The 15,018-nt window shown below is 69.4% G+C and carries 13 protein-coding genes; 10 read left to right on the top strand and 3 right to left on the bottom strand.

Going from position 1 to position 15,018, the window contains the following annotated elements:
* Window positions 1-4 precede the first annotated feature (4 nt).
* From AB4851_RS09240 to AB4851_RS09280, 9 genes are all read left to right on the top strand, one after another.
* Window positions 5-1,441 (top strand): UDP-glucose dehydrogenase family protein, encoded by a 1,437-nt coding sequence (locus tag AB4851_RS09240; protein ID WP_414446936.1) that lies wholly within the window; start codon window positions 5-7, stop codon window positions 1,439-1,441.
* Window positions 1,442-1,481: 40 nt separating this feature from the next.
* Window positions 1,482-1,922 carry a low molecular weight protein-tyrosine-phosphatase gene (locus AB4851_RS09245; protein WP_414446937.1) on the top strand — a complete coding sequence of 147 codons (441 nt, stop codon included), beginning with the start codon at window positions 1,482-1,484 and terminating at the stop codon, window positions 1,920-1,922.
* A gap of 5 nt (window positions 1,923-1,927) precedes the next feature.
* The gene (locus AB4851_RS09250) at window positions 1,928-3,106 is read left to right on the top strand and encodes a polysaccharide biosynthesis/export family protein (RefSeq protein WP_414442011.1); all 1,179 of its coding nucleotides are present in this window, start codon (window positions 1,928-1,930) and stop codon (window positions 3,104-3,106) included.
* A 58-nt stretch (window positions 3,107-3,164) separates the two neighbouring features.
* Window positions 3,165-5,387, top strand: coding sequence for a polysaccharide biosynthesis tyrosine autokinase (locus AB4851_RS09255; protein ID WP_414446938.1), 2,223 nt, complete (start codon window positions 3,165-3,167; stop codon window positions 5,385-5,387).
* 40 nt (window positions 5,388-5,427) lie between these two features.
* Complete coding sequence (locus tag AB4851_RS09260; protein ID WP_414439883.1) at window positions 5,428-6,375, top strand: glycosyltransferase family 2 protein; 948 nt, start codon at window positions 5,428-5,430, stop codon at window positions 6,373-6,375.
* A gap of 80 nt (window positions 6,376-6,455) precedes the next feature.
* Window positions 6,456-7,595: a glycosyltransferase gene (locus AB4851_RS09265; protein ID WP_414446939.1), complete on the top strand. Its 1,140-nt coding sequence runs from the start codon at window positions 6,456-6,458 to the stop codon at window positions 7,593-7,595.
* Between the two features lie 85 nt (window positions 7,596-7,680).
* Window positions 7,681-9,132: an O-antigen ligase family protein gene (locus AB4851_RS09270; protein ID WP_414442009.1), complete on the top strand. Its 1,452-nt coding sequence runs from the start codon at window positions 7,681-7,683 to the stop codon at window positions 9,130-9,132.
* Window positions 9,129-10,367, top strand: a complete 1,239-nt coding sequence (locus AB4851_RS09275; protein ID WP_414446940.1) for a glycosyltransferase family 4 protein — start codon at window positions 9,129-9,131, stop codon at window positions 10,365-10,367. Before AB4851_RS09270 ends, AB4851_RS09275 begins: the two co-directional genes overlap by 4 nt.
* The gene (locus AB4851_RS09280; protein WP_414446941.1) at window positions 10,367-11,536 is read left to right on the top strand and encodes a glycosyltransferase family 4 protein; all 1,170 of its coding nucleotides are present in this window, start codon (window positions 10,367-10,369) and stop codon (window positions 11,534-11,536) included. Before AB4851_RS09275 ends, AB4851_RS09280 begins: the two co-directional genes overlap by 1 nt.
* A 19-nt stretch (window positions 11,537-11,555) precedes the next feature.
* On the opposite strand, the gene AB4851_RS09285 is transcribed toward AB4851_RS09280, so the two are convergent.
* From AB4851_RS09285 to AB4851_RS09295, 3 genes are read right to left on the bottom strand one after another with little or no spacing between them, the layout of a single operon-like run.
* Entirely contained in the window at window positions 11,556-12,308 is a 753-nt protein-coding gene (locus AB4851_RS09285; protein WP_414446942.1) for a helix-turn-helix domain-containing protein, read from the bottom strand.
* Between the two features lie 45 nt (window positions 12,309-12,353).
* Window positions 12,354-12,695: an FKBP-type peptidyl-prolyl cis-trans isomerase gene (locus AB4851_RS09290; RefSeq protein ID WP_414439878.1), complete on the bottom strand. Its 342-nt coding sequence runs from the start codon at window positions 12,693-12,695 to the stop codon at window positions 12,354-12,356.
* Between the two features lie 59 nt (window positions 12,696-12,754).
* Window positions 12,755-13,837: a LacI family DNA-binding transcriptional regulator gene (locus AB4851_RS09295; protein WP_414446943.1), complete on the bottom strand. Its 1,083-nt coding sequence runs from the start codon at window positions 13,835-13,837 to the stop codon at window positions 12,755-12,757.
* Window positions 13,838-14,025: 188 nt separating this feature from the next.
* Between AB4851_RS09295 and AB4851_RS09300 the strand changes: the two genes are divergently transcribed.
* Entirely contained in the window at window positions 14,026-15,018 is a 993-nt protein-coding gene (locus AB4851_RS09300; RefSeq protein ID WP_414446944.1) for a substrate-binding domain-containing protein, read from the top strand.

Below are 15,018 nucleotides of genomic sequence, written 5' to 3' on the forward strand. Positions count from 1 at the left end.
AAAAATGAACCTGACTATCATCGGCAGCGGTTATGTGGGACTCGTCACGGGCGCGTGCCTCGCCGACATCGGCCACGACGTGTTCTGCCTCGACGTGGACGCCGCGAAGATCGCCGTCCTGAACGACGGCGGCGTGCCGATCCACGAGCCGGGCCTCAAGGAAATCATCGCGCGCAACCGCGCCGCGGGCCGCCTGCGCTTCTCGACCGACGTGGCGTCGGCGGTCGCGCACGGCGACGTGCAGTTCATCGCGGTGGGCACGCCGCCCGACGAGGACGGCTCGGCCGACCTGCAATACGTGCTGGCCGCCGCGCGCAACATCGGCAAGTTCATGACCGGCTTCAAGGTGATCGTCGACAAATCGACGGTGCCGGTCGGCACGGCCGAGCGCGTGCGCGAGGCGGTGGCCGCCGAGCTGGCCGCGCGCGGCGTGGACACCATGTTCTCGGTGGTGTCGAACCCGGAGTTCCTCAAGGAAGGCGCTGCCGTGGACGATTTCGCGCGCCCCGACCGCATCGTGATCGGCTGCGACGACGACGTGCCGGGCGAGAAGGCCCGCGAGCTGATGAAGAAGCTGTACGCGCCGTTCAACCGCAATCACGACCGCACGCTCTACATGGACGTGCGCTCGGCCGAATTCACCAAGTACGCGGCCAACGCGATGCTGGCCACGCGCATCTCGTTTATGAACGAACTGGCGAACTTCGCCGACCGCGTGGGCGCCGACATCGAGGCGGTGCGCCGCGGCATCGGCTCCGATCCGCGCATCGGCTATCACTTCCTGTACGCCGGCGCGGGCTACGGCGGCTCGTGCTTCCCGAAGGACGTCGAGGCGCTGATCCGCACCGCCGACGCGAGCGGCCAGTCGCTGCAGATCCTGCGCGCCGTGTCGGACGTCAACGCCGCGCAGAAGCAGGTGCTGGCGCGCAAGATCACGACGCGCTTCGGCGAGGACCTGACGGGCCGCACGTTCGGCGTCTGGGGCCTGGCGTTCAAGCCGAACACCGACGACATGCGCGAGGCGCCGAGCCGCGCGCTGATCGCCGACCTGCTGGCGCGCGGCGCCAGTGTGCGCGCCTACGACCCGGTCGCCACCCGGGAAGCGCAGCGCGTGCTGGCGCTCGACCTGGCCGGGCGCCAGCACGATCTCGAACGGCTGACGTTCGTCGACGAGGCCGGCGAGGTGGCGCAGGACGCCGACGCGCTGGTGATCGTCACCGAATGGAAGGCGTTCAAGAGCCCCGATTTCGCGGCGCTGGCCGCGCGCTGGAAGTCGGCCGTGATCTTCGACGGCCGCAATCTCTACGAGCCGCTCGCGATGCGCGAGCTTGGCATCGAATACCACGCGATCGGCCGCGCGCACGCGGTGCAGGCCCGGCCGGCCGCTGCCGCCAAGCCGGCCGCGCGCGTGGGCAAGTCCACCGACAAGGCGCGCGCCTGAGCGCCGCCGCCGCGCAACCGACGCAGAGGAGGAAAACGCGATGTTCCGCAATGTGCTGATCGTCTGCCACGCCAACGTGTGCCGCAGCCCGACCGCCGAGATGCTGTTTCGCTCGCATGGCCAGGAGGCGCTGGAAAGCTGCGCCTTCCATTCGGCCGGCATCCACGCGAACGACGGCGACAACATCGATCCCGTGATGCAGGCGCTGCTCGCCGAGCGCGGCCTGGATGCCTCGACGCACCGCTCGCGCCGCCTGAGCCAGGCCATCGTGCGCGACGCCGACCTGGTGCTGACCACCGAGCGCCGCCAGATCGACGCGATCGAGGCGGTCGACCCGTGCGCGCGCGGCAAGGTGTTCCTGCTCGGCAAGTGGGAAGACGCGGAGATCGCCGATCCGCACGGGCACAGCGAAGCGGCCTACCGCGAAAGCTGCGAATTGATCGAACGTCTGGTTCAAGGATGGCTGCACAAACTATGCTGACACGCCTGTTTCCGCGCTCCCTCGCGGCGCGTTGCGCGCCGCTGCTGATCGCCGCGCTGCTGTCGGCCTGCTCGACCGCGCCCGGCAACTACCTGAACACGTCGCGGCTCGACGAGAAGGGCGCGATGCCCGACACGCACTACGACGTCCACATGATCACGCCGCAACTGGTGGCCGAGCAGGCGCTGGCCGCCTCGCAGGTGCAGCGGCCGTTGCCGCCCGACCTGTTCCCGGACCCGACCCAGTACGTGTACAAGATCGAGTCGCAGGACATCCTCGGCGTGACCGTCTGGGATCACCCGGAACTGACCACGCCGCAAGGGCAGTCGTTCTCGGCCGGCGGCAACACCACGCAAACCATCGCCGGCGCGCTGCAGCAGCCCTACACCAACGCGCTGCCGGGCCAGGCCGACCCTTACGGCCAGACGGTCGGCCCGGACGGCACGATCTACTTCCCGTTCGTGGGCCGCCTGCTGGTGGCCGGCCGCACCGCGCAATCGGTGCGCGAGGAGCTGGCCGCCAAGCTGTCGCGCTACGTCAAGAACCCGCAGGTGGACCTGCGCGTGCTGTCGTACCGCAGCCAGAAGGTGCAGGTGACGGGCGAGGTCAAGACGCCCGGCCCGCTGGCGATCACCGACGTGCCGCTGCGCCTGGTCGACGCGATCACGCGCTCGGGCGGCACCACCAGCGAGGCCGACCTGCAGCGCGTGCGCCTGACCCGCCACGGCCAGTACTACGTGCTCGATGCGAACGCGATGCTCGACAAGGGCAACACCTCGCAGGACGTGATGCTGCAGCCGGGCGACGTGGTCAACGTGCCGGATCGCACCGACAGCCGCGTGTTCATCATGGGCGAGGTCAAGCAGCCGGTCACGGTGCCGATGCTCAAGGGCCGGCTGACCATCGCCGATGCGCTGACGGCCGGCGGCGGGCTGCTCGATACCGACGCCAACCCGCGTCAGATCTACGTGCTGCGCGACATGATGAACAACCCGACCGCCCCCGACATCTACCGCCTGGACATGACCCAGCCCGAGGCGCTGATGCTGTCGAGCCGGTTCCAGTTGAAGCCGCTCGATGTCGTCTACGTGGGCACGGCCGGTTCGGTGCAGTTCAACCGCCTGCTGCAGCAGATTTTCCCGACCATCCAGTCGGTCTACTACATGAAGCAGATCACGCACTGATCTGGCGTGGCCGGCGTCGCCCGACGCCGGCCCACCGAACCTGAGGCGGATAGCCACCGTGAATACGCAAGTCAAACATCCCTACGCGGATCTGGCCGCGAAGCCGGACGAGGAAGACGTCGTCCTCGGCCAGTTGATCCAGGTCGTGCTCGACGACATCTGGCTGCTGCTCGGTATCGCCGCGGTGGTGATAGCGCTCGCGGGCGTCTATTGCTACCTCGCGAAGCCGGTGTATTCGGCCGATGCGCACGTGCGTGTCGAGGCCTCCGACAACACCACGCAGGCGCTCACGCAGACGCAGACCGGCGCGGTGATCAACAGCGGCCCGAGTTCGCCCGCCACCGACGCCGAGATCGAGATCATCAAGAGCCGCGGCGTGGTCGGCCCGGTGGTGGAGCAGTGCAAGCTGAACTTCTCGGTCTCGCCGAAGACGCTGCCGTTTTTCGGCGCGATCGCCGCGCGCGTGGCCACGCCGGGCAAGCTCGCCGCGCCGTGGTTCGGCATGAAGTCGTACGCCTGGGGCGGCGAGGCGGCCGCGGTCGATTCGATCGACGTGACCCAGTCGCTCGAAGGCAAGCAACTGACGCTGACGGCCGGCGAGGGCGGCGCGTATTCGCTGACCGATCCGAACGGCGGCCTGCTGCTGCGCGGCCGCGTGGGCGAGCGCGCCGAGGGCAACGGCGTAGCGCTGACGGTGTCGAAGCTGGTGGCGCGTCCGGGCACGCAATTCACGGTGGTGCGCCAGAACGACCTGGACGCGATCACGGCGTTCCAGGCGGGCATCCAGGTCGCCGAGCAGGGCAAGCAGACGGGCGTGATCCAGATCTCGCTCGAAGGCAAGGACCCGGACCAGACGGCGATGATCGCCAACGCGCTCGCGCAGTCGTACCTGAACCAGCACGTGGTCAGCAAGCAGGCCGAAGCCAACAAGATGCTCGACTTCCTCAAGAGCGAGGAGCCGCGCCTGAAATCGGACCTGGAACGCGCCGAGGCCGCGCTGACCGAATACCAGAGCACGTCGGGCTCGATCAACGCGAGCGACGAGGCGAAGGTCTACCTGGAAGGCAGCGTGCAGTACGAGCAGCAGATCGCCGCGCAGCGCCTGCAGATCGCCTCCCTGAGCCAGCGCTTCACGCCCGAGCACCCGATGGTGATCGCGGCCAACCAGCAGCTCTCGCAGCTTGAAAAGGAACGCGACAAGTACGCCGACAAGTTCCGCAGCCTGCCGGCCACCGAGGTCAAGGCCGTGGCGCTGCAACGCAACGCCAAGGTGGCCGAGGACATTTACGTGCTGCTGCTGAACCGCGTGCAGGAGCTGTCGGTGCAGCGCGCCGGCACGGGCGGCAACATCCGCCTGGTCGACGCCGCGCTGCGCCCCGGCGTGCCGGTCAAGCCGAAGAAGGCGCTGATCCTGTCGGCGGCCGTGATCCTGGGCCTGATCGTCGGCACCGGCGTGGTGTTCCTGCGCCGCAGCCTGTTCAAGGGCATCGAGGATCCGGAGCGCGTCGAGCGCATGTTCAACCTGCCGATGTACGGCCTCGTGCCGCGGAGCGTCGAACTCGAGAAGCTCGACGCCGCCGCGCAGAAGAGCGGCAGCGACATGCGGCCGATCCTGGCCGTCGCGCGGCCCAAGGATCTCAGCGTCGAGAGCCTGCGCAGCCTGCGTACCGCCATGCAGTTCGCGCTGATGGACGCGAAGAACCGCGTGATGGTGCTGACCGGCCCGACGCCCGGCATCGGCAAGAGCTTCCTGACTGTCAACCTGGCCGCGCTGCTGGCCCATTCGGGCAAGCGCGTGCTGCTGATCGACGCCGACATGCGTCGCGGCGCGCTCGACCGCTACTTCGGCGTGTCGCGCCGCAACGGGCTGTCGGAGCTGTTGAGCGGGCAGGTGGCGCTGGAGGATGCGATCCGCGAGACGCAGGTGCCGGGGCTGTCGTTCATCCCGACCGGCCAGCGCCCGCCGAACCCGTCGGAGCTGCTGATGTCGCCGCGCCTCGCGCTGTATCTGGACGGCCTCGGCAAGCGCTACGACGCCGTGATCGTCGATTCGCCGCCGATCCTGGCCGTGACCGACGCCACGCTGTTCGGCGTGCTGGCCGGCGCGACCTTCCTGGTGCTGCGCTCGGGCATGCATACCGAGGGCGAGATCAGCGATTCGATCAAGCGCCTGCGCACGGCCGGCGTGCATCTGCAGGGCGGCATCTTCAACGGCGTGCCGGCGCGCGCGCGGGGCTACGGGCGCGGCTACGCGTCGGTCCACGAATATCTGAATGCCTGAGGCGCGCGAGCGCCCCGGCCCAAGACGAGGTGAAGCACCGATGAAACTTTCCGTACTGGTTCCGACCTACCGGCGTCCCGCCGATCTCGCCCGCTGCCTGAACGCGTTGCAGCGTCAGCGCCGCGCCCCCGATCAGGTGATCGTGGTGGCGCGCCCCGAGGACGACGCGACCCACGAATGCCTGGCCGACCCGCGCGTGCGCGGCGCGCTGCCGCTGGTGATCGCGCCGGTGGAGGTGGGCGGGCAGGTGGCCGCGCTGAACCTGGGGCTCGACACGGCATCGGGCGACGTGGTCGCGATCACCGACGACGACGCCGCGCCGCATCCCGACTGGCTCGAACGGATCGACGCCGCGTTCGCGGGCGACGCGAAGCTCGGCGCGCTCGGCGGCCGCGACTGGGTGCACGAGAAGGGCCGGGTGGTGGACGGCGAGCAGCCCGTGGTGGGCCGCGTGACGCTGTCGGGCAAGCTGATCGGCAACCACCATCTCGGCGCGGGCGACGCGCGCGAGGTGGACATGCTCAAGGGCGCCAACATGATCTACCGGCGCGCCGCGATCGCCGGGCTGCGCTTCGACACGCGCCTGCGCGGCGCCGGCGCGCAGACCCACAACGACATGGCGTTCAGCATGGCCGTCAAGCGGCGCGGCTGGAAGCTGGTGTACGACCCGGCCGTGGCGGTGGATCACTACCCGGCCGAGCGCTTCGACGAGGACCGGCGCGACGCCGCCTCGCGCAGCGCGATCGTCAACGCCGCCTACAACCTGCACCTGACGTTGCGCGATCACCTGCCGGCGCCCAAGCGCGAGATCGCCTGGTGGTGGTATGCGCTGGTCGGCACGCGCGTGTATCCGGGTTTCGCGCACGTGCTGCTGTCGATCGGCTCGTCGCGCGGCGAGCGTGTGCGCGAACGCTGGCGCGCGGTGCGCGAGGGCGCGCAGGCGGCCCGCCGCGCCGCGCCGTCCGGCGGCCCGCTGGCGGCGGCCTGAGGCACGGTGCCCAAGCCGCCCGAACCAACCGAACCACTCGCCTCGCGCACGCATCCCGAATCACGAACCCGGAGCTTTGCATGACCGCCACCCAGGTCCACGTTCATCTGTTTCATGGCGCCGACCCGCGTACCTACCGCGCCGGCGACAACATCGGCTGCCTGTATGGCTATCACCACGCGGCCTCCGACGAGTTCGCGATGAGCTATTCGCGCGACGGTCGCGAATCACGCCCGGTCAGCCTCGCGCGCCGCGCGCTGAAGGCCGCGCTCGGCTTCGACGCGATCCACGCCTGGCGCAACCGCGAGGCGCTGCTGGCCGCCGACGTGATCTGGACGCACACCGAGCAGGAGCACCTGGCCGCCGCGCTGATTCTCAAGCTGGCCGGCGAGCGCGGCACGCATCCGCGCCTGCTCGCGCAGAGCGTGTGGCTGCTCGACCGCTGGCCGCAGTTCGGCGCGCTGCGCCGCTGGGTCTACCGCAAGCTGCTCGCGCGCGCCGACGTGCTGACCACGCTCGCGCGCGACAACGCCGTGCTGTGCCGTGACTACCTGCAACGCGACGCCGTGCAGGTCTATTACGGCCTCAACCTGCAGGATTTCCCGGTGCGCCGGCCCGAAAGCTGGACGCCGAACCGGCCGCTGCGGATCGCCGCGATCGGCAACGATCGCGACCGCGACTGGACCACGCTGATCGAGGCGTTCGGCGGCCTGCCGCGCTACCAGGTCAAGCTCGCCACGCGGCGCCGGATTCCCCCGGCGCTGCATCGCGACAACGTCGAGATCGCCTCGGTGTCGGGCATGGCCCAGCAGCGCGCGTTCTACGACTGGGCCGACGTGATCGTGGTGCCGCTGCGGCCGAACCATCATGCGTCGGGCATTACCGTGATGCTGGAGGCGGCGGCGGTCGGCAAGCCGATGATCGTCAGCGACGTGGGCGGCCTGCGCGACTATTTCCCGACCGATTGCGCGGCCTACGTGCCGGCGTTCGATGCCGGCGCGATGCGCGGCGCGGCCGATCGCATGCTGGCGCAGCCGGCCCGTGCGCTGGCGCAGGCGCAGGCGGCCTCCGCCCGGCTCGTCGAGCGCGACCTGAGCACCGAGGCGTTCGCTGCGCAGCATGTGCGCATCACGCGCGAGCTGCTGCAACGCGGGCGCGCCGCGACGGCCGACGGCGCGGCGGCGCTGCCGCTCGCCGATTCGCGCACCACGTCGAACTGAGGCGCGCCGGATCATGAGTACGCCCGCCTTTCCGTCCCAACCGCCCGTCGGGCCGCCGGCCCCGCCGCAGCCGCCGCCGATCGGCATGCGCCGGCCGGCCAAGCGCCGCAAGCGCCGGTTCGGGGCCGAGCCGAAGCACTGGGCCGCGCAGGCCGGCCTGTGGACATTGACCGGTTTGCTGATCCTCGCGCACCAGGGCTCGATCCTGACGCTCGCGTTTCCGGCGCTGTCGATCGCCACCGGGCTGTGGCTGTATTTCCGCAGCCCGGCGCGCTACGTGGGCTTCGTCTGGTGGCTGTGGTTCCTCGCGCCCGAGGTGCGGCGGCTCGCCGACTGGTCGCGCGGGGCGTACACGCCCACCAGCCTGATTCAAATCGCGCCGCTGGCCGTGACGATGATCTGCGGGCTCGGCCTGATCCGCCATTACCGCGTGCTCGCGCAGCGGCGCGGCCTGCCGATGCTGATGATGCTGCTCGGCCTGGCCTATGCGTATTTCGTCGGGCTGGTGTCGTCGGGGCTGCTGGCCGCCACCTACGATCTGGCCAACTGGGTCTACCCGATCCTGATCGGTTTCCACATCGCCGTGAACGCGCGCGATTACCCCGAATACCGCGACACCATCGTCTCCACCTTCGTCTGGGGGATGCTGGTGATGGGCGGTTACGGGATGGTGCAGTTCTTCATCATGCCGGCCTGGGACGTGCTGTGGATGGTCGGCTCGCAGATGGCCTCGCAGGGCGAGCCGGTGCCGTACGGCGTGCGCGTGTTCAGCACGATGAATTCGTCGGGGCCGTTCGCGTTCGCGATGATGGGCGCGCTGGTGTTCATGCTGGCCGCCACCCAGCGGGTGCGCTGGCTGGCCGGTGCGGCCGGCTTCATCGCGTTCATGTTGTGCCTGGTGCGTTCCACCTGGGGCGGCTGGGTGATCGCGCTGATCGTGCAGCTCGCCAAATCGTCGAACCGCGTGCGGGTGCGCATGCTGGTGGGCGCGATGGTGCTGGCCGGGCTGTCGGTGCCGCTGTTGACGGTGGGGCCGGTGGCCGACCGCCTCGGCCAGCGGCTCCAGTCGATCACGAATCTGAAGGACGACCGCAGCTACGACGACCGCAACAAGTTCTACGCCAGCTTCGCGCAGACCGCGTTCACCGACGTGTCGGGCGAGGGCATGGGCGCCACCGGTGCGTCCACCAAGCTGTCGAGCGACAGCGGCGAACTCGGCAAGTACGGCAGCTTCGACAGCGGCGTGATGAACGTGCCGTTCGTGCTCGGCTGGCCCGGCTCGCTGCTCTATCTGGCCGGCACGTTGTGGCTGCTCGCACGTGCGCTGCGCGTGTCGTTCCGGATGCGCGACGATAAATATGTAGCGGCCTGCGTGAGCCTCGCGATCTCGATCTTCGCGATGCTGGTGTTCACGAATTCCCTGATCGGCACGGGAGGCTTGTTGCTGTTCATGAGTTTGTTTTCGATCCTGGCCGCGTCACATTGGCAAAAAATCCAGCGCGCGGCCGCCAAACGCATACGGGGAGCAGGACTGTGAGAATAGCCATCGTCACGCATACGGTTCGTCACAACGACGGACAAGGGCGCGTCAACTACGAAATTGCCCGGGCGGCGCTTGCCGAGCAATGCGAGGTGACGCTGATCGCATCGCACGTCGCGCAGGAATTGCTCGACCATCCGCGGGTGCGCTGGATTCCGGTGCAGCCGGCGCGGTTCTGGCCGAGCAACCTGCTGCGCCAGCAGGTGTTCGCGCTCAAGAGCGCGCTGTGGATCAACCGCCATCGCAACGAATTCGACGTGCTGCACGTGAACGGCTTCATTTCGTGGGTGCGCGCCGACGTCAACACCGCGCACTTCGTGCACGGCGGCTGGTTCGCGAGCCGCTATTACCCGTTCTCGCTGACCAAGGGGCTGTGGTCGGCCTATCAGTACATCTACACGCGCGCCAATACCGTGCTGGAACGCTGGGCCTACCGGCGCTCGCGCGCGATCGTCGCGGTGTCGGGCAAGGTGGCCGACGAGATCCGCCGGATCGGCATCGACGGGTCGCGCATCGGCGTGATCTACAACGGCGTGGATGCGCAGGCGTTCAGCGGCGCGCGGCCCGACCGGGTGGCCTACGGGCTGCCCGAGGGCGCGTTCATGCTGCTGTTCGTGGGCGACCTGCGCACGCCGCGCAAGAACCTCGGCACCGTGTTGAAGGCGCTCACGCAGTTGCCCGAGCATGTGCATCTGGCGGTGGCGGGCTTCCTGCCGGGCAGCCCGTATCCCGACGAGGCGCGCGCGCTCGGCATTGCCTCGCGCGTGCATTTCCTCGGCCTGGTGAAGACCATGCCGCAGTTGATGTCGTCGGTGGATGCCTATGTGTTTCCGTCGCGCTACGAGGCGATGAGCCTGTCGCTGCTGGAGGCGATGGCGGCCGGCCTGCCGGTGGTCACGGCGCGCACGGCGGGCGGTGCCGAGATCATCCATGCCGACTGCGGCATCGTGCTCGACGACCCCGACGATCCGGCCGCGCTGGCCGGCGCGATCGGCGAACTGGCGCGCTCGCGCGAGCGCTGCCGCGAGATGGGTGCCGCCGCGCGCACGCTGATGAACGACTTCGGCTGGTCGCAGATGGGCGCGCAATACCTGGCGCTGTACCGCCAACTGAATTCCCTGTCCCAACCGTCCGCGCTCGGCGGGCCGGCCACGGCCGCCGTGCCGGCGGCCAGCCCGCGGCCCGCTCCCCGGCCCGGACCGGGACCCGTCCCCACGCAGGAGCCTTTGTAATGAGCACACTTCCCCAATCGACCGGCATCAAGTCGCTGCAGATCGGCATGCACTGGTTCCCCGAACGCGCCGGCGGCCTCGACCGCATGTACTACTCGCTGGTGGGCGCGCTGCCGGGCGCGGGCGTCGCGGTGCGCGGCGTGGTGGCCGGCTCGGGCCGCGTCGCGGCCGATACCGACGGCGCGATCCGCGGCTTCGGCCCGGCCTCGCAATCGCTGCCGCGCCGCATGATGGCCGCGCGCCGCGCGCTGCGCGAGGTGGTGAGCCGCGAGCGGCCCGACGTGGTGTCGTCGCACTTCGCGCTCTATACGTTCCCGGGGCTCGACGTCATGCGCGGCATTCCGCAGGTCTCGCATTTCCAGGGGCCGTGGGCCGACGAGAGCCAGGTGGAGGGCGCCGATTCGCTCGGCCAGCGCGCCAAGCGCTATCTCGAACAGACGGTGTACGCGCGCTCGTCGCGGCTGATCGTGCTGTCCAGCGCGTTCGCCGAGATCCTGACTTCGCGCTACGGCATTGCCCAGGACAAGGTGCGGATCGTGCCGGGCTGCGTGGACACCGCGCAGTTCGACCTGCCGATCACGCAGGCCGAGGCGCGCCAGAAGCTGCAACTGCCGCAGGGCCGGCCGATCATCCTGGCGGTGCGGCGGCTGGTGCGGCGCATGGGGCTGGAGGATCTGATCGCCGCCGTGGACGTGGTGCGCCGCCGTCATCCCGACGTGCTGCTGCTGATCGCCGGCAAGGGGCGGCTCGCGGAGGAACTGCAGCAGCGTATCGACGATGCCGGCCTGGAGGATCACGTGAAGCTGCTCGGCTTCGTGCCCGACGCGCATCTGGCCGCGCTGTATCGCGCGGCCACGCTCAGCGTGGTGCCGACCGTCGCGCTGGAAGGCTTCGGGTTGATCACGGTGGAATCGCTGGCCTCGGGCACGCCGGTGCTGGTCACGCCGGTGGGTGGCTTGCCGGAAGCCGTGTCGGGGCTGTCGCAGGAGCTGGTGCTGCGCGGCACGGGCGTGGAGGCGATCGCCGAGGGCGTGTCGGAGGCGCTGTCGGGCCAGCGCAAGCTGCCCGATTCGGATGAATGCCGCCGCTATGCGCGCGAGCATTTCGACAACGCGGTGATCGCGCGGCGCGTGGCGCGGGTGTATGACGAGGCGATTCGGTTGGGGTGAGGGGGGAGGCCCCAGGGCTTCAATGCCGCCCGGCCCGCCATTGCCCCGGCGCGATGCCGAAGCGGCGCGTGAACGCGTGCGTGAGCGCGCTCTGATCGGCGAAGCCGACGTCGGCCGCGATGTCGGCCAGCGCGCGCCGTGGATCGGCGAGCAGCAGCACGGCCGTATCGAGCCGCAGCTTCAGCAGGTAGCGATGCGGTGTTTCGCCGAACGCTTCGACGAACACCTGATGGAAGCGCCGCAGGCCGAAGCCGCAATGCGCGGCCAGGTCGGCCACGCGCAGCGGTTCGGCGAGGCGCGCGCGCAACCAGCGGTCGATGCGAGCGAAATCGAGGCCGGCGGGGCTGCCGCCTGCCGTATCGCCGGGCGCACCGACCAGCGCGTCGCAAAGCCGTGCGGCAGCCTGCCATTGCGCCGTGCGCGAGGTGCCCAGCGTATCGAGCGCGGCCAGTTCGTGCACCAGCGCGTCGAGCGCCGGCGCCACCGCGATCGGCCGGCCGCGCGCGAACAACCGCTCGGGCACCGCCAGCGAGGCCACCGGCAGATCGAGCACCAACTGGCGATTCGGGCCGAGGCCCGCGTAATCGTGCCGTGCGCCGGCCGGAATCAGCCAGGCGTGACGGCCATCGACCCGCTCGGCCACGCCGTCCACCGACATCACCATTTCGCCCGCGACGCCGAGCACGACCTGATGGAAGTCGTGCACGTCCGAGGCTTCGTCCACGCCGTAACGGCGCAGCGACAGCGAGGGGGCGATAGGGCGGGCGGTCATGAGAGAGCGGTGGGGGCTTCAGCGGGCCAAGCGGCGAAAACCGCCTCAGACCTTCAGCAGTTCCACTTCGAACACGAGCGTGGCGTTCGGCGGAATCACGCCGCCCGCGCCGCGCACGCCGTAGCCGAGTTGCGGCGGGATCGTCAGGCGGCGCGCACCGCCGACCTTCATGCCCTGGACGCCTTCGTCCCAGCCCTTGATGACCATGCCGCCGCCGAGCACGAACACGAACGGATCGTTGCGATCCTTGCTCGAATCGAACTTCTGGCCGTCGGTCAGCCAGCCGGTGTAGTGCACCGTGACGGATTGGCCGGCCTTGGCTTCGTCGCCGGTGCCTTCGGTCAGTTCTTCATACTTGAGACCGGAATCGGTGGTCACGACAGTCATCTGCTACTCCTGAAAGGAACGGGAAAAACGCTATTGTAGTCTGCCCCGCGCGGCCTTTCTCAGCGCTCCTGCGCGACGACGGACGGCTCCGCGTCGTGGGTGTCGAACCGCTCGCCGAAGCGCGTCGGCACGACGATCCTCGGATGCGGATGCACGCTGCCGCCACCGGCCGCGGCCGCGTCCACCAGCGCGAACGCCTCGCCCATCATGGTCTGCACGTCCTGCCGCAGCATCGTCACGTCGAACGGCAGATGCACGGCGAACGGGTCCCAGTCGAAACAGCCCACCACGGCGCGCTGCCATTCGGGCAGCGGCAGATCGGCCGCGTATTGCACCAGCCCCTCGAACGCGGTGATCGAATTCATCAGCATGCCGGCCGGCAGGCGGCCGAGTTGCGCGACGCGACGCGCGAGCGCTTCACGCGTGGCGGCCGGGCCGTAACCGCAGCAATCGATCGCTTCGGGCGCGGGCGGCGGCAGGCCGCGCGCGGCGAACGCGTCGCGAAAGCCGGCGATCCGCATCTCGGTGGCGTATTCGTGGGCGATGCCGCCGAGCAGCAGCAGCTCATCCGGCGCCGCGCCGCGCGCCAGCATCTTGTCGAGCAGCATGTCGGTCAGCGTGCATGCGCCGCTGCGGTTGTCGGACACCACCGACGGCGCGCCGTCGCCGGGCAGGTCGAGGTTCACCGACGGCACGCCGGCATCGGTGCACAGCGCGTTGAGCGGCCCCGGATCGCGTACCCCGGCGATGAACAGCAACTCTACGCGCTGCGACAGCAGGGTTTTCGTCACGCTCAGTTCGACCGCCGGATCGCGCTTGGTGCCTACCACGATCGGGCACAGCGCGCGGCCCTTGGCGCGTTCCTCGAAGGTTTCGGCCAGCCCCGCGAAGAAGCGGTTGCGGTAGTGCGGAATGATCATCCCGGCCAGGCCCGAGCGCGACAGCCGCAGGCCGCGCGCGCTCTGGTTGACGTGGTAGCCGAGCGCCTGCGCGCAATCGAGGATGCGCCGCGCGGTGTCCTCCTTGATCCGGTAACGCGCCCAGGTGCCGTTCAGCACCATGCTGACGGTGGAGGTGGACGCGCCGGTGGCCTTGGCGATGTCGTAGATGGTGGATTTCTTGCTGCTGGGCGTGGATGTCATGAGTGAGGTCCCGCTGCGCGACTCGGCGGCGCTTATCAGGGTTTTCCTGTGCTTCCCGTCTTCGCTGAATGGATTCAGCATACACGAACTTTCTTTGCTGAATGGATTTAGCAGAGAAAACAAAATGTAATTCACGCCGCCGCCCGCGTCGGGCAAGCGCGGCCTTCACTTCACTCGATGGAGGAGACATGGCAAGGAACTGGATGCGCACGCTTTGCGCGGGTGCGGTTGCCCTGGCGCTGACGACGGGCCTCGCGCTCGCGTCGCCCGACAAGCCGGTGATCGGCGTGGTGGTGAAGGTCGGCGGGATTCCGTGGTTCAACGCGATGGAGGCGGGCATCAAGAAGCGCGCCGATCAGCTCGGCGTGAAGGCCTTCATGGTCGGCCCGACCAGCGCCGACCCGGCGCTGCAGGTGCGCGCGATCGAGGATCTGATCGCGCAGCACGTGGACGTGATCGGCGTGGTGCCGAACGACGCGCAGGTGCTGGAGCCGGTGCTGCAGCGGGCGCGCGCGGCCGGCATCAAGGTGATCACGCACGAATCGCCGCAGCAGAAGAACGCCGACTGGGATTTCGAGCTGGCCTCGGCCAAGGGCTTCGGCGAGGCCTATGCGAAGCGGCTGGCCGACCTGACCGGCGGCAAGGGCGAATACGCGGTGTTCGTCGGCTCGCTGACGGTGCCGCTGCACAACGCCTGGGCCGATGCGGCGATCGCCTACCTGAAGGCGCACGACCCGGGCATGACGCTGGTGGGCGACCGCTACGGCGTGGCCGAGAACGTCGACGCCTCGCGGCAGACGGCGCTCGACCTGATGCGCGCCCATCCGAACCTGCGCGCGATCCTGGCATTCGGCAGCCAGGGGCCGATCGGCGCGGCGCGCGCGGTGGCCGAGCGCCAGTTGAAGGGCAAGGTGATCGTGCTCGGGCCGTTCTCGCCGGGCCAGGGCCGCCGCCTCGTGCATGACGGCGTGCTGACGGGCGGCTACATGTGGAACCCGGAGCAGGCGGGCGAGGTGTTCGTGACGCTCGGCACGATGGTCGCGAAGGGCCAGCCGGTCAAGGACGGCATGACGATCCCCGGCCTTGGCGTGGTGCATCCGAGCGGCCACAACCTGATCGTCGACCAGCTCGTCGACCTGAACGACAAGACCGTCGACGATCTCGCCAAGCTCGGCCTCTGA

Source organism: Burkholderia sp. 22PA0099, from assembly GCF_047497165.1.
In the GTDB taxonomy this organism is placed as follows: domain Bacteria; phylum Pseudomonadota; class Gammaproteobacteria; order Burkholderiales; family Burkholderiaceae; genus Burkholderia.

Coding starts and splice junctions, on each gene's coding strand:
- AB4851_RS09240 (WP_414446936.1), top strand. CDS start 5: ATGAACCTGACTATCATCGGCAGCGGTTATGTGGGACTCGTCACGGGC.
- AB4851_RS09245 (WP_414446937.1), top strand. CDS start 1,482: ATGTTCCGCAATGTGCTGATCGTCTGCCACGCCAACGTGTGCCGCAGC.
- AB4851_RS09260 (WP_414439883.1), top strand. CDS start 5,428: ATGAAACTTTCCGTACTGGTTCCGACCTACCGGCGTCCCGCCGATCTC.
- AB4851_RS09265 (WP_414446939.1), top strand. CDS start 6,456: ATGACCGCCACCCAGGTCCACGTTCATCTGTTTCATGGCGCCGACCCG.
- AB4851_RS09270 (WP_414442009.1), top strand. CDS start 7,681: ATGCGCCGGCCGGCCAAGCGCCGCAAGCGCCGGTTCGGGGCCGAGCCG.
- AB4851_RS09280 (WP_414446941.1), top strand. CDS start 10,367: ATGAGCACACTTCCCCAATCGACCGGCATCAAGTCGCTGCAGATCGGC.
- AB4851_RS09285 (WP_414446942.1), bottom strand. CDS start 12,308: ATGACCGCCCGCCCTATCGCCCCCTCGCTGTCGCTGCGCCGTTACGGC.
- AB4851_RS09290 (WP_414439878.1), bottom strand. CDS start 12,695: ATGACTGTCGTGACCACCGATTCCGGTCTCAAGTATGAAGAACTGACC.
- AB4851_RS09295 (WP_414446943.1), bottom strand. CDS start 13,837: ATGACATCCACGCCCAGCAGCAAGAAATCCACCATCTACGACATCGCC.
- AB4851_RS09300 (WP_414446944.1), top strand. CDS start 14,026: ATGGCAAGGAACTGGATGCGCACGCTTTGCGCGGGTGCGGTTGCCCTG.